This window comes from Bacteroides faecium (genome assembly GCF_012113595.1).
GTDB classification, from domain to species: domain Bacteria; phylum Bacteroidota; class Bacteroidia; order Bacteroidales; family Bacteroidaceae; genus Bacteroides; species Bacteroides faecium.
The window spans coordinates 3,794,317-3,809,528 of the sequence record NZ_CP050831.1; the positions used below are offsets into that span (position 1 = coordinate 3,794,317).

12 protein-coding genes are annotated in these 15,212 nt (G+C 36.8%); all 12 read left to right on the forward strand.

Translation table 11 applies throughout. The features are described 5' to 3' along the window. Positions 1-80 precede the first annotated feature (80 nt). The 12 genes from BacF7301_RS13710 to BacF7301_RS13765 all read left to right on the forward strand — a co-directional run bounded on the left by BacF7301_RS13710 (position 81) and on the right by BacF7301_RS13765 (position 15,209). Positions 81-632 carry a DUF4738 domain-containing protein gene (locus tag BacF7301_RS13710; protein WP_167963647.1) on the forward strand — a complete coding sequence of 184 codons (552 nt, stop codon included), beginning with the start codon at positions 81-83 and terminating at the stop codon, positions 630-632. A gap of 123 nt (positions 633-755) precedes the next feature. After that, complete coding sequence (locus tag BacF7301_RS13715) at positions 756-1,934, forward strand: heparin lyase I family protein (protein ID WP_167963649.1); 1,179 nt, start codon at positions 756-758, stop codon at positions 1,932-1,934. A 387-nt stretch (positions 1,935-2,321) separates the two neighbouring features. Then, positions 2,322-3,269 carry a tyrosine-type DNA invertase cluster 3b gene (locus BacF7301_RS13720; protein ID WP_167963651.1) on the forward strand — a complete coding sequence of 316 codons (948 nt, stop codon included), beginning with the start codon at positions 2,322-2,324 and terminating at the stop codon, positions 3,267-3,269. Positions 3,270-3,611: 342 nt separating this feature from the next. After that, positions 3,612-4,190, forward strand: coding sequence for a UpxY family transcription antiterminator (locus tag BacF7301_RS13725; RefSeq protein WP_167963653.1), 579 nt, complete (start codon positions 3,612-3,614; stop codon positions 4,188-4,190). 39 nt (positions 4,191-4,229) lie between these two features. After that, positions 4,230-5,030 (forward strand): polysaccharide biosynthesis/export family protein, encoded by an 801-nt coding sequence (locus BacF7301_RS13730; RefSeq protein WP_167963655.1) that lies wholly within the window; start codon positions 4,230-4,232, stop codon positions 5,028-5,030. Between the two features lie 4 nt (positions 5,031-5,034). After that, positions 5,035-7,359 (forward strand): GumC family protein, encoded by a 2,325-nt coding sequence (locus tag BacF7301_RS13735; protein ID WP_167963657.1) that lies wholly within the window; start codon positions 5,035-5,037, stop codon positions 7,357-7,359. Between the two features lie 5 nt (positions 7,360-7,364). Further along, complete coding sequence (locus BacF7301_RS13740) at positions 7,365-9,296, forward strand: polysaccharide biosynthesis protein (protein WP_167963660.1); 1,932 nt, start codon at positions 7,365-7,367, stop codon at positions 9,294-9,296. Between the two features lie 327 nt (positions 9,297-9,623). Further along, positions 9,624-11,129 (forward strand): lipopolysaccharide biosynthesis protein, encoded by a 1,506-nt coding sequence (locus tag BacF7301_RS13745; protein WP_167963662.1) that lies wholly within the window; start codon positions 9,624-9,626, stop codon positions 11,127-11,129. Position 11,130: 1 nt separating this feature from the next. Continuing rightward, a complete protein-coding gene (locus BacF7301_RS13750) occupies positions 11,131-12,021 on the forward strand; it encodes a GT-D fold domain-containing glycosyltransferase (RefSeq protein WP_167963664.1) in 891 nt (296 codons plus the stop codon). Between the two features lie 2 nt (positions 12,022-12,023). Further along, positions 12,024-13,028, forward strand: coding sequence for a glycosyltransferase family 2 protein (locus BacF7301_RS13755; protein ID WP_167963666.1), 1,005 nt, complete (start codon positions 12,024-12,026; stop codon positions 13,026-13,028). Then, positions 13,025-14,215, forward strand: a complete 1,191-nt coding sequence (locus BacF7301_RS13760; RefSeq protein WP_167963668.1) for a glycosyltransferase — start codon at positions 13,025-13,027, stop codon at positions 14,213-14,215. Before BacF7301_RS13755 ends, BacF7301_RS13760 begins: the two co-directional genes overlap by 4 nt. A gap of 4 nt (positions 14,216-14,219) precedes the next feature. After that, a complete protein-coding gene (locus tag BacF7301_RS13765) occupies positions 14,220-15,209 on the forward strand; it encodes an acyltransferase family protein (protein WP_167963670.1) in 990 nt (329 codons plus the stop codon). Positions 15,210-15,212 lie beyond the last annotated feature (3 nt).

Below are 15,212 nucleotides of genomic sequence, written 5' to 3' on the forward strand. Positions count from 1 at the left end.
AGGAAAAATGTCGGTTACACTTGTAAATATCCCGCTCTTTTTGTTCCTTTGTTACCTATTTATAAACAGAAAACTTACGTATGAGAAAACTAATTTATTTGCTTTTGTTGCCATTGGCAGTGGCTGTGACTGCATGTGGCGGTAAAAAAGGAACTTCAAATAATGAATCGACGTTGGCAACAATGGACAGTGTGGATGCTCACGGACTGCAACGTATGCAAACTTCCAAAAGCGAAACAGACTTTAAGTTTAAAGGGAAAGACTATCATTCTGTGGTTTCGCGTACACCGGACGAAAGTCTGCCTCATGTCACGAACGAAATGGGAGATACCTATGTCGATAATAAAATCGTGCTGCGTCTGACGCGTGGCAACGAGAAAGTGTTTGATAAAACATTTACCAAGAATGATTTTTCAGCCGTAGTAGATGCTAAATTCCTGTCGAACTCCGTCCTGGAAGGAATCGTATATGATAAGACCACTCCGCAGGGAATAGTGTATGCCGCAAGTGTATGTTATCCGCAGACAGATTTGTATATGCCTCTTTCTATCACCATTACCGCCGACGGAAAAATGAGCATACAAAAAGTGGATATGCTTGAAGAAGAATATGACGACGAACCTTCCAATTAAGCCTGTGAGCTGGTGTTGACAGCAGAATTACACAAATGTGAAAACATTTGAGACAAAAGAAAGGCAGCCGAAGAGGTTGCCTTTCGTACTTTTGCACTGTCAACAAACTTAATACCGAATAGAATGAAGAAAAACATTTTAGCTATCTGTGTGGTAGCAGCAGGATGCACGGCACTGACCGCCCAGACTAATAATACTCAAGCACTGGTTCCGCTGACCGAGCGTGTAAACGTACAGGCAGATTCGGCACGCGTCGACCAAATAATAGACGGCTGCTGGGTAGCAGTCGGAACAAAAAAGCCGCATGCCATTCAACGCGACTTCACCCGTATGTTCAACGGCAAACCTTCTTATCGTTTTGAACTGAAAGAAGATGATAACACGTTGTCGGGCTACGCTAAAGGGGAAACAAAAGGGCGTGCGGAATTCTCTTATTGTTATGCAACTTCCGACGATTTCAAAGGAGAGCCTGCCGATACCTATAAGAAAGCACAAATAATGAAAACAGTATATCATCATGGCAAAGGGGCTTGTCCGCAAGGTTCTTCCCGCGACTATGAGTTCTCGGTATATATCCCTTCTGCATTGGGCAGTGATGTTTCGACAATTTTCGCCCAATGGCACGGAATGCCCGACCGTACTTTGGTACAGACTCCGCAGGGCGAAGTGAAGACACTGACAGTTGACGAATTCATCGAACTGGAAAAGACTACTATCTTCAAGAAAAACGCAGGACACGAGAAAAAAGTCAAACTGGACAAGCAAGGCAATCCGGTAAAAGACAAACAAGGCAATCCGGTGTACGTAGCCGGTAAGGCTAACGGATGGCTGGTTGAACAGGGCGGATACCCGCCACTGGCGTTCGGATTCTCCGGCGGCTGGTTCTATATCAAAGCAAACTCCGACCGTAAATGGTTGACAGACAAAGATGACCGTTGCAACGCAAATGTAGAAAGAACTCAAATTATGAAACCTGTAACGTCCGAATATAAAGCATCTACCATCGCCTATAAAATGCCTTTCGCAGACTTTCCAAAAGATTGTTGGATTACATTCCGCATCCATATCGACTGGACGGTCTATGGGAAAGAAGCCGAAACAATCGTGAAGCCGGGTATGCTCGATGTACAGATGGACTATCAGGAAAAGGGGAAAAAGGTTAGTAAACATATCGTGGATAATGAGAAAATCCTGATTGGACGTAACGACAAAGACGGCTACTATTTTAAATTCGGTATTTACCGTGTAGGTAATAATACGAAGCCGGTATGTTACAATCTGGCAAACTATTCAGAAAGGTAAATTAGTCAAAAAGGTAAAGAGAAAGTGATATCCGGATGTTCTTCAGTGGGCATCCGGATATTTTTGTTTGTGTGAATCTAGTTGATACACAGTATAATATACCTTTTATATTCTCAAACAATTTTCATTGTTATGAGAAAAAATACTCATCGCGATGAGAAAATATTCTCATAGGTATGAGTATAAATTCTTATCACCGTGAGAAAAAGTTCTCATAATGATGAGAAATTATCCGCTCTTTAGTATTGCATATTAATTAATTCTATCAATATTAAAAAATGTCAATAATCACATGCCGTTTGGCATATACGTTCCAGTTATGCAAAAAGATTCGTTCTTTTGCCGCTTGCCAAATGGTATATATGTATAAAATAACTAGTGATGTAAATGATGAGTAAAAATGGATTTAGCCGGTGTGGGGAACTCTACATCGGTCGTTTGCGAAAAGAGGGACGCCACTCTACGGCGCACGTCTACAAGAACGCCCTCTTTTCTTTCAGCAAGTTCTGCGGCATATCCAATGTGTCGTTCAGGCAAGTCACCCGTGAGCGTTTACGACTTTACGGGCAGTATCTTTACGAGTGTGGGTTGAAGCCCAATACGATTTCTACGTATATGCGCATGCTCCGTAGCATTTACAATCGAGGAGTGGAAGCGGGGAATGCCTCTTACGTGCCTCGATTGTTCAGTGATGTCTATACGGGTGTGGATGTCCGTCAGAAAAAAGCTTTGCCTGCTGCCGAACTGCACAGACTTCTTTATGAAGACCCGAAGTCAGAGCGTTTGCGCCGTACACAATCTATCGCCGCCTTGATGTTCCAGTTTTGCGGAATGTCATTCGCTGATTTGGCTCATCTGGAGAAATCGGCTTTGGAAAGCAATGTGCTGCGTTATAGCCGTATCAAAACCAAAACTCCCATGAGTGTGGAGGTGTTGGACAGTGCAAAGGAAATGATTGATCAATTGCGGAACAAGCAGGATTCTCTGCCCGATTGCCCTAATTATCTATTCGATATTCTCCGTGGTGACAAGAAACGGAAAGATGAATGTGCTTATCGTGAATATCAGTCCGCCCTTCGTCGGTTTAATAATAGCCTGAAAGATTTGGCAAGGGTGTTGCATCTGAAGTCTCCGGTTTCTTCCTACACGTTCCGCCATTCCTGGGCTACTACCGCCAAGTACCGGGGAGTCGCGATTGAAATGATTAGCGAATCATTAGGGCACAAATCTATAAAAACCACACAAATTTACTTGAAAGGCTTCGGGCTTAAAGAACGTACTGAGGTAAATAAAGGGAATTTATCTTACGTAAAGAACTACTGCGCTAGCAGATAAATATAATATAATGTATTGGTAATCAGTGATAATAATCACCCGTTACTTCTTAGGTAACGGATTTAAATTCGGGACAAAGATAGACAAAAACATAGATAGCACACAAATATTTCTTCACTTTTTTTAGTTTTATCTGAAACATAGGGTAAAAAACTACCTGAACATGAAATAATATAAATTTCATGCTCCAACTTTTTATTGCCTAAATTCAGGAACTTTCTCGCTGAATATTAGGCAGTTGCTTTTCTCGTGCCCTGTCTATGTGTGTAATTTCCCTTTTCATTGTTGTGTGTACTCTATCCGTTACCTAAGAAGTAACGGACAAATATGGGGTAAAAAAACATGATTTTAACAAAAGCAAAATCAGTAATTGCTGGGCCTAGTAATGGGACAGGGGAAGGCGTAGCACACTCTAAACGTTGGTATGTAGCTTTGGTTCGTATGCATCACGAAAAGAAAGTTGCTGAACGTTTAGAGAAAATGGGGATCGAAAATTTCGTTCCTGTTCAACAGGAAATTCATCAATGGAGTGACCGTCGCAAAATGGTCGAATCTGTTCTTCTTCCAATGATGGTGTTTGTGCATGCTGATCCGAAAGAACGCATGGAAGTTTTGAGCTTTTCTACAGTGAGTCGCTATATGGTGATGCGGGGTGAGAGTAGACCGGCGGTGATTCCTGATGATCAAATGGCTCGTTTCCGTTTTATGCTTGATTATTCCGAAGAAGCAATCTGTATGAACAGTTCTCCTTTGGCACGTGGTGAAAAAGTCCGTGTTGTCAAAGGCCCTTTGTCCGGACTTGTCGGTGAGCTTGTCAATGTTGACGGTAAAAGTAAGATTGCCGTTCGTCTGAATATGCTTGGTTGTGCTTGTGTTGATATGCCTATTGGTTATGTAGAGGCAATCAGCGAGAAAAACTAATTCCCCTCTCTTTTATTTTATCCTCAATTTGTAATGAATATGAAAATCTGTAGAGTTTCTTTCCTTTTTATGCTATTGGCATGTGTTTTGGGTGGGATGACTTCTTGTGTGTCATCCAAAAAAATGCTTTATCTGCAAGGCGCTGATAAACTGCATGAGAATCCACAGAAAATAGAAAGTAATTATGAATTGCGTATCAAACCGGATGACCAGCTTTTGATTACGATTAACAGTAAGGCTCCGGAGCTATTGACTCCTTTCGCGAACAGTCAGGTATTAGGTTCAAGTTCGTCTACGAATACCCAGGAAAGTACCGGCCTTTTAGTCAGCCAAAGTGGAAAAATAGAAATTCCAGTTCTAGGTGAGATGCAGGCAGCAGGGTTGACACGCCAGGAATTGGCGGATGCGATTAAAAACAAGCTTGTCGAAGGTGAGTATATCAAGGATCCTACCGTATTAGTACGCTTTAAAGGTGCAAAAATAGTAGTGCTTGGTGAAGTGGGCAGTCCCGGAGTAAAAGACTTGCCTGGTGAACGTGTTACCATACTCGAAGCTATCGGATTGGCAGGTGATTTACCGCCGACAGCCCATCGGGAGAATATTCTGGTTATCCGGGAGGAAAATGGTGAACGTAAGAGTTATAGCGTCGATCTTACTTCGGGAGAAGATATCTTGAACTCCCCTGTTTTTTATCTTCAGCAGAATGATGTGGTCTATGTGGAACCCAACAAGGCTATTAATGTGAAAGGAAGTTCCTCACTTACCTATCTGTCTGCCGGTAGTAGTATTATCGGCGTATTAGCTTCTATATTATCATTAGTATTTATTCTTACGAAATAATAAGATGGAATATACACAGGAAAATAATGAGAAAACAGTCAAGGAAAGCGGATTCAATATTAACTTGCGTGATATTGTAGAATTAATCATAGCTAATTGGTACTGGTTTGCTCTTTCAGTGTTTATTTGTTTGAGTGTCGCTTATCTATATACCCGTACCTTAGTCCCCGTTTATCAACGTCAGGCTGTAATGTTGGTAAAGACGGGAGGAAAGAATGCAAATTCCGACATTTCGGCTATGTTGGAGTTGCAAGGCGGAATTACCGGTAGTGGTGTTGAAAATGAAATGTTTATACTCCGTTCCCATCAACTGGTACGAGAGGTTGTCAATCGGCTGCATTTAGATGTGTCATATGAGAAAGATGGCTTTTTCCGTAATACATCTTTATATGCGGAATCTCCGGTTGAAGTAAATTTCATAGATCCGTATCATGCTTATTACCATACGAAAGTTACTCCATTGGATGTAAAGAATTACACCATTTTAGGTGAAAAATATGCTTATGGGGATACTATTCAGACAGAAGCGGGAAGAATAGTTGTGAATTTGAAACCGGAAAATTTAAGTGCTTACATAGGTAAGCCTGTTTCGGTAACACGAATAAGCCCCGAAACAGCGGCAGCTATATATAAAGGTGGTATCTCGACTTCACTTGCAGGTAAAGGTACTACTATGGTGCAGATTACTTGCACCGGAGATAATATATCTCGTGCCGATGCGATCTTGAATGCCTTGATTAATGTTTATAATGAAACCATCATCGAAGACAAGAACCGTATAGCGGTAAACACCGCCAAGTTTATAGATGAACGTATTGCGGTAATCGGTAAAGAATTGGGCGATGTAGAAGAAGAACTGACAGACTTCAAGCAGCGTAACCGGATTATAGGCTCGGAAGGAAACGGAACACAATTTCTTGCAGAAAGCAGCCGTATGAAAACAGAAACCCTTCAGATGGAAACGGAATTATCCATTGCCCAATCCATTAAAAGCTATTTATTGGATGCTACCCGAAACAATCAGTTAATACCTAACGTATCCGGTGTTGGAGACGCAAGCGTTCAAAGTCAGATAACTGCATACAACGAACTGATGCTTCAACGCAACCATCTGTTAGCTGAATCCGGTGCGAAGAACCCGGTTGTGCAAACAACAGATAAGAATTTGGCAGAAATGCGTACGGTAATTTCCGGCTCCATGGATAATTATATCAAAAATCTTCATCTGCGACTGGAAAAAGCTCGTGCGGTAGAACGTCAGATTAACTCTGAAATTCAAGCTGTTCCGAAGCAGGAGAAGATGGCATTAAGCATTATCCGTCAGCAATCCATCAAAGAGGCATTATATACTTTCCTGTTAAATAAGCGTGAAGAAAACGCACTGCAACTGGCAGTAACGGAAGCAAATATCCGTGTGGTGGAATCTCCATTTGGTTCCAATGCTCCTATCGCTCCCCATCCTACTACTTTTTTGTTGGCAGCTTTTGTTGTAGGACTGGCTATTCCGTTGGGAATTCAAATACTAATCATGTTATGGAATACGTCCGTCCGCGGTAGAAAGGATATTGAAGATTATACAACAATTCCACTTTTGGGTGAGATCCCTTCTCGTAAAGAAGATATGGCAGACGATGCTATCGTGGTAGACGATAAGAAGAATGATCTTATTTCCGAATCGTTCCGTCTGCTTCGTGCCAATATAAACTTTGTAGCGAAAGATGTGCGTGTTCTCATGTTCACTTCTACTATGCCCGGAGAAGGAAAGTCGTTCGTATCCCGTAATCTGGCAGTGGCAATCGCAATTGCCGGGAAAAAAGTGGTATTGGTTGATACTGATATGCGTAAGAGAACGCAAAGTAAATTGGCGGGAATTAAACATAAAGACGGGTTGAGTACATACCTGTCAGGACAACATAATGATGTTGACAGCATTTTGGATAAAGGACTGATTCATCCGTCTGTCGACTCCCTGTTTGTTGGTCCTATTCCGCCTAATCCTTCCGAACTATTGATGAGTGACCGGTTGGAGAAATTAATAGAGGAACTGAAGAAACGCTATGACTATATCATATTGGATAATGTTCCGGCACAAGTCGTGGCAGATGCCGCCATTGTGAATCGTGTAGCGGAACTGACTTTGTATGTCATCCGTGACGGACAGCTTGACCGACGCTATCTTCCGGAATTGGAACGACTGCACAAAGAAGGTAAGTTTAATCACTTGTGTATTGTATTGAATGACAGCCATATTGAAAAGAAAAAGTATGGGTACGGTTACGCGTATGGTTATGGCTACGGGTATGGTTATAAATATGGGGAATATAAATAATAGAGATGAAACAAAATTTGGACAAATTTATCCGGTATATAAGCAGGACTTATTTTAGTTACTGGATAATATGGGGAATTGACTTAGTCATTTCGGTGACTTCCACCTGTTTCACTTATTGGTGGATACATTATCTTACGCGTACATTACTGAATGGTTGGGGAATGATTCAGGTCGGGGCTTTAGCAGCTGTTGCTACTACGTTAGCTTCCTATCTGTTTCACACATACCGTAATACGGTTCGTTACTCTCAACTACGCTGTTTATGGCCGCTCATTTGTAGTTCATTGTTTAAGATGGTATGTATAGGAATTGCTGTCTTTACCTTCCTGACTTCTGTCGGCTTATCGGTCAATCAGAAACTTCTGTTTATACTATTCGATGGGATGTTGACCGTAATAGCGTTTGCCACTTCCCGAATGGTCATGATTATGATCTATGAAACCTTGATAGAGATGATGAATAAGGAGAATATGCGAATTCTGATTTATGGTACAGATGATAAAAGTGTAGCATTAAAACCCCGTTTGTTACATAGTTCTCATTATAAGGTAGTAGGTTTTTATTGCTATGGTACGATCTATAAGCATCGTCGACTGGCGGAATTGCCTATCTATTATTTTACAAACGAGCGGGATTTTCAGCAACTAGTCCATAAACGTCATATTCAAGGTATCCTGTTTGCTCATAATGAGTCGACCCGGGCAGAAGAGACCCGTTTGCTTCAATACTGCAAGGATAACCATATAAAGACACTCATTGCTCCTTCTATCAGTGAAGCTGATGAAGACGGGAATTTTCATCAATGGGTACGTCCGGTAAAAATCGAAGATTTACTAGGACGCCCTGAAATTAATATTAATATGAGTGAGGTCGCAGATGAATTCAGTGGAAAGGTGGTCATGGTTACAGGAGCTGCCGGTAGTATCGGTAGTGAATTATGCCGCCAACTGGCGCAGATGAATATCAGTAAACTGATTATGTTTGATTCTGCCGAGACTCCTTTGCATAACATTCGTCTTGAATGTGAACGAAAGTACCCTAACCTTGATTTTGTTCCGGTGATAGGAGATGTCCGTGTGATAGACCGTCTGCGTATGGTGTTTGAAACTTATCATCCTCAAATCATTTTCCATGCAGCAGCCTATAAGCATGTTCCGTTGATGGAAGAAAATCCTTGTGAAGCTGTATTGGTGAATGTTACAGGTAGTCGTCAGGTAGCGGATATGGCAGTGAAGTATGGTGCAGAGAAGATGGTAATGGTTTCCACGGACAAGGCTGTCAATCCTACCAATGTGATGGGGTGTTCCAAACGACTGGCGGAAATCTATGTACAGAGTTTGAGTTATGCAATTAAAGAAGGTAAGATAGAGGGTAAAACCAAATTTATCACTACCCGTTTCGGCAATGTCCTAGGCAGTAATGGTTCGGTGATTCCCCGTTTCAAGGAACAAATAGAAAATGGCGGTCCCGTCACAGTGACACATCCCGATATCATACGCTATTTTATGACTATCCCTGAGGCGTGTCGCTTGGTGATGGAAGCAGCTACTATGGGGAAAGGTAATGAAATCTTTGTGTTCGAGATGGGCAAACCTGTGAAGATTGTGGACTTGGCTACTCGTATGATAGAACTGGCGGGATATAAGCCGGGAGAAGATATTGAAATCCAATTTACAGGTCTTCGTCCGGGAGAGAAATTGTATGAGGAAGTTTTGAGTAACGAGGAGAATACTATTCCTACCCATCATAAGAAGATAAAGATAGCTAAGGTTCGGAGATATGAGTATGAAGATATATTAACTACTTATGATGAGTTTGAGAAACTTTCTCGGACAGTGCAGATTATAGAAACTGTGAAATTAATGAAGCGGATAGTGCCGGAATTTATATCTAAAAATTCACGGTTTGTAGAGTTAGATTATATACACAAATAAAAGAGGGATGAGATTTTCAAATATTGAGTTGTTGTGTATTGTTTCGATGGTTATGGTGTTAGCTATTCATGCGAACTTTGCGACCATATGGGATACCAAATAAGGACATGTTGTGTATGTTACATATCTCCCCTTTGGCATGGGTGAATAAAAGGTTGAAGAATATATTGAAATTATAAAGGTACTAATTTAGAATGTTTTATCCACGTATGATGAATTAAAGTTCTGTGTAAATTAGAGAGATGGTGTGATTAATGAAGCAGACAATATCGTAATTAGGGTTTATTCTAATAAAGAAAAGTGCTTATAGTTATATTGAATTACTATATGGAAGAAAATCTAAGAAAGAAAACATTTTATGGTGTACTATGGAGTTATGTGAATAAGTTCACTACACAATTATTAAGTATAGTGCCCGCAATGATATTGACAAGGCTATTATCTCCGTCAGAATACGGATTAATAGCTATGGCAGCTATTTTTACAAATGTTGCATATCAATTAGCAGATGGCGGATTTGGAAATGCTCTTGTACAAAAGAAAGATGCAGATTCTTTGGATTATTGCAGTGTATTTTATTTTAATTTATTTATATGTGGGGTTATTTACGTTTTGCTGTACTTTCTAGCACCGTTATGTGCTGAATTTTTTAATGAGGTACGGTTGATTTCAATTATACGTATATCTTCGTTAGGGGTAATTTTTTTAGCCTTTGGGCAAGTTCAAGGCATCATATTTAAAAAGAATATAGAATATAAGAAAATGACTATCCGTAATTTTGTTACCCAATTAGTAGCATTTGTTGTAGCTGTTCTTTTAGCTGTTTATGGCTATGGGGTTTGGGCTTTAGTTTTTCAAGGGCTAATACAAACATTTATGGGAAGTTGTTTGAACTGGTTGATTTCAGATTGGAAACCCACTTTCAGTTTTTCACTTGCTAGATTAAAAGTTTTATTCAGATTTGGTTCAAAGACTTTATTGTCGAGTATGCTTGACTATGGATTTAATAAAATATATGATATAGTAATTGGACGTAAATATTCTGCTGCCAATTTGGCATTGTACAATCGTGCATATTCAACTTCTGGTATTTTTAAGGATACTTTTTTTAATGTTTTTAGTGGTGTGACATTTCCTGTTTTCGTGAGAATGCAAGACGATAATGAACGATTAATTCTAAATATAAGGCGTTTCTTAATTATTGTTTCAATGATTATTTTTACTGTAATGTTAGCATTATTTGTATTAGCTGAGCCTTTGTTTCGTTTCTTGTATTCAACGAAGTGGGATAGTGCTATTCCTTTTTTCAGAATAGCATGTTTGGCATCTTTATTATTACCTATAGTTTCAATACTAGAATCAGTTTTATTAGCTAAAGGACAGTCTGGTAAATTTCTATTTATTTCTATAGTACGTAAGGTGTTTGTTATTGCAGTCCTTGGAATTACATGGCAATTTGGTATTGAATGGATGATGTATGGGCAAATAATAGTGAGTGTCTGTGAATTGTTTTTGTATTCTCATTTTATTAATAAGTTAGTGAAATATTCATTTTTGTCTTTGATTAAAGATTTAATTCCATATATATTGGTTGCAATATTTATAGTATTGGGAGCTAGTTTAGAGGATTTTGTTCTAAAGAATATTTTGAGTCTTACAACATTAGCAATTTGGTTGAAATCAATTTTACGGTTATTATTGGGAGGAATAATAGTTTTAGTGCTTTTTGTTTGGGTAAATAAGCGACTAAAACTAAAGGGATATAGTGAATTGTTACAATTTATTGCAGACTCTATTGGAAATAATAAAATAATAACTTTTTTACAACCATAATATGAAACAGAGATTACAAAACCGGGTGAATTATATTCTTTATTTTTTATTTCATTATTTGTTCGAAAAAAAATTCAGGCAATTAAGAAATATCCATATTGAGAATAATGTGAATACCTTGATATATATATTGGAGAATCATGTTTCAGTTAGTCGATTTGGAGATGGAGAATTAAAATTATTGTCTGGTTGCGATACTGATTTTCAGAATGTAAACTTGAGAATGATTAATAAATTGCATGAGGTTCTACATTCAGATGAAGATAATCATATTGTATGTTTACCACATCCTTGGAAGTCTCTTTGTTCTTTCAAATATCAAGTTTTTGAATATTGGAGTTCATATTTGAATTGTAATTTAAATACAATCCTTCCGCTAATTGATATGAATAAAAAATACTATGATGCAAGTTTTACTAGATTCTATATAGATTACAGAAATGATTCTAATGCTCGAAAAGTATTTCCATTAATAAAAGAAATTTGGAATAAACAATCTATTTGCATTATAGAAGGAGAATATAGTCGTTTGGGGGTTGGAAATGATTTGTTTGATAATGCTCAAGATATTGTTCGCATAATTTGTCCAGCAATAAATGCATTTGATGTCTATGACCAAATTATAAAGAAAGTCGTTACTTTATCTCGAGAGACATTAATTTTAATAGCTTTAGGGATGACAGCTACATGTTTAGCTTATGATTTATCGAAAAAGGGGTATTGGGCAATAGATATAGGACACGTTGATATAGAATATGAGTGGTTCAGAATGAAAGCTACTTCTAGGGTTCCTGTATTAAATAAATACGTTGCAGAAAGTAGTGAGCGTTTTATTACTGATGATAGAATTGATATTAAGTATGAATCTCAAATAATAGAAAAGATAATTTGAATATGACACCTATCGTTTCAATTATAATTCCGGTTTATAATGCAGCTCCATATTTATATGCATGTTTAGATTCGGTACGTATGCAGTCTTGTAAAAATATAGAAGTTATTGTGATTAATGATTGCAGTACTGACAATTCTAGATATTTGATAGAGCAGTATATAAAAGAATATAATGATGTTTCTATAAAATTATTGGATTTTCCTGTAAATCAAGGACAATCTGCTGCAAGAAATTGTGGATTAAAAAATGCTATAGGTAAATATGTTTATTTATTGGATAGTGATGATGATATTGTTGTTAATTGTATAAATGATTTGGTGTATATTGCAGAGTCTGATAATTTATCTTTAGTGTTAGGGGAAAATTATATTGTTTCAAACGGAGAGAAGAAAATTGTAAGGGTGGATGTAGAAAAGGACAGATTGTATGGTAAAGAAATACTGGATACATTTACTCAGCGGAAATGGTATAATCAACCGTGGAATAAATTAGTCCGTAGAGATATAATAGAAAATAATGATTTATATTTTGCAGAAGGACATATTTTAGAGGATGAATTGTGGAGTTTTCAACTTGCTACTCGGATAAATTCAATGGGAATATTAAAAGAACCAACTTATAATTACTATGTACGTCAAGGGTCAACTTTAAATAGTGTGTTAAAAGAGAAAAAAAGATGGGATGAATTCTTATGTATAAATGCCCTCCTTAGAACGTATATTATTGATAATAATTTATCAGAAAATGATGGTGTGAGTAGATATTTCTTAACTAATCTATTGGTGAATATTGATGGATTCCGAATTTGTGGTTCACTGAGTTATAATATTTTTAAAAATATTATAGATGTAAATTATGTTGATGTGTATCAACTTTATGTGCGCGGTTATTTATCAAAAAAAGAATGTTTTGCTTATTTATATTTTAATTTACCCAAAGTGATAGGATATCGTTTTTATTCGTTCTTATGTATTCTTTGGAGACTAAAAAAGAAACGAAAATGAAGAATGGCAATGAAAAAAAAAGTATTTTATTTTTATTGAGCTCAATGAATATTGGTGGGGTGGAAAAAGCTTTATTAGGGTTATTATCCATAATTCCAATTGAAAAATATGAAATACATTTGGCTTTGTTGAAAGAAGATGGTGGCTATTTAAGTTATCTACCGAAAAATATTAATATACATCAGGTGCAATGTTATGATCAAAACAAAGAATTTATAAATGATCCTCCTTTAAAAGTAATCAAAGGATTAATACGTCAAGGAAAGCTATTAGATGCATGTGTGCATTTTCTGTTATATGTTTATTTTAGAGTAACATCTAACAGGTATTGGTTTTATCAGTATATAATGCGAAAGGAACCTATGTTGGATGGTAGATATGATTTAGCAGTTGCTTATGCAGGACCTTCTCAAATGATAGACTGGTATATTAATAAACGGGTAGATGCTTGTGTGAAGTGCGGCTGGATTCATTTTGATATTTCAAAATTTGGAATAGATAAAGGGATGACGAGACTACTATATAAAAATTATCAGAAAATTTTTATTGTATCAAAAACTGCAAAAAAAGTTTTTGACGGAGTCTTTCCCCAATTTAGTAATAAAACCGAGGTGTTTTATAATGTTTTGAATACTAGGCAAATAGGGACAATGGCCAATGAACATGATGGCTTTGAGGATAATTATAAGGGAGTACGTCTGTTAACGGTAGGCCGTTTATCAAAAGAAAAAGGTCAAGATATTGCTATTCATGCTTTGAAAATATTATTAGATAAAGGATATGACGTGAAGTGGTATTTTATAGGAGATGGTGAGTTGAAAGATGAATGTAGAAGCTTAGCTGTTTCGTTAAATATCTCAGACTATATAGTTTTTCTTGGTACTAAGGTAAATCCATATCCATATATGAAAAAATGTGATATTTATGTTCAGCCATCAAGACATGAAGGTTATTGTATAACGTTAGCTGAAGCTAGAGTTTTTACAAACCCTATTGTCGCAACTTGTTTTACTGGAGCAAAAGAACAATTAGATAAAAGAAGTAATAGTTTGATTGTGGAAATGTCGGCAGATGAGCTTGCAGGAGGGATTATAAAAGTACTTATGGGAACTGGAACAAATACTGTACAGGATGCTACTCCGTTTGAGGAAACAGATGTTGATAACTTTTTGAGCCTATTGGTGTGAGATTATGGCACATGTAAAGAAAAAGAGAATAGAATATATTGACTATTTAAGAGGTTTGACAGTCATGTGGGTCGTTTGGTATCATGCAAAACATCCTGATTTTGTGGATTATTCGTTTAGAATACCTCTATTCTATTTTATTTCTGGAATATTTTTTAAATTATATGATATTCCTGTGTTTTTGAAGAAAAAAATTAATCAAATAGTTATTCCTTTTATTTTTTTCTATCTATTATACTATCTTTTCTATTTATTTCTCAATTACTGTAAATATAAGGATTTATATGTAATAAATTATGCTGTCATTGGAGATCTTTTTAACCCTTATGTTGGAACGGAGAGTTTTACAATTAATCCGCCTTTATGGTTCTTGTGTGGTCTAATTAATTTACAGTTGTTATTGTATGTTTTTAGAAAATATATATCAAATGTTTTTTGTTTACTTTTAATAGCTTCAATAATTAGTTTATTAGGAATGTTTGTTATTCAGGATGTACCAACTTATTTTATGTTTGGTAGATGTTTGAGATATTTTATATATTATGTTATAGGATTTGTTGTTGGAAAAACATTGTTGGAATATATAAACGAAAGAAAGCATGAGATTTTGTTGTTATTACTTAGTGTCTCAGTTTTTTTACTAGGTGTTTTTGCTAAGTCTTTTTTGGCAAAAGAATGGGAGTTGGAATTATTTGATATGATTAATATTTTCTCGTTAATATTTATAATGATCGTACTGATGAAGAATATGTATAAGTATAAAATTATGTATATATTCAAATTTTTTGGGATGAATTCTATTATTGTTTTAGGATTTCATGAGATTATACAAACATGTATTAAAATTATAATTAATTGGAATTTAGGTGAAACAACTATTTTTGGGGGTGCTCTTGAAACAATTATGACTTTGGTTTTGCTTTATCCTTGCATTATTATAATGAATAAACATATCCCTATGTTTGTGGCTAAGAAAGAATTTTGTAAAATTTGAAGT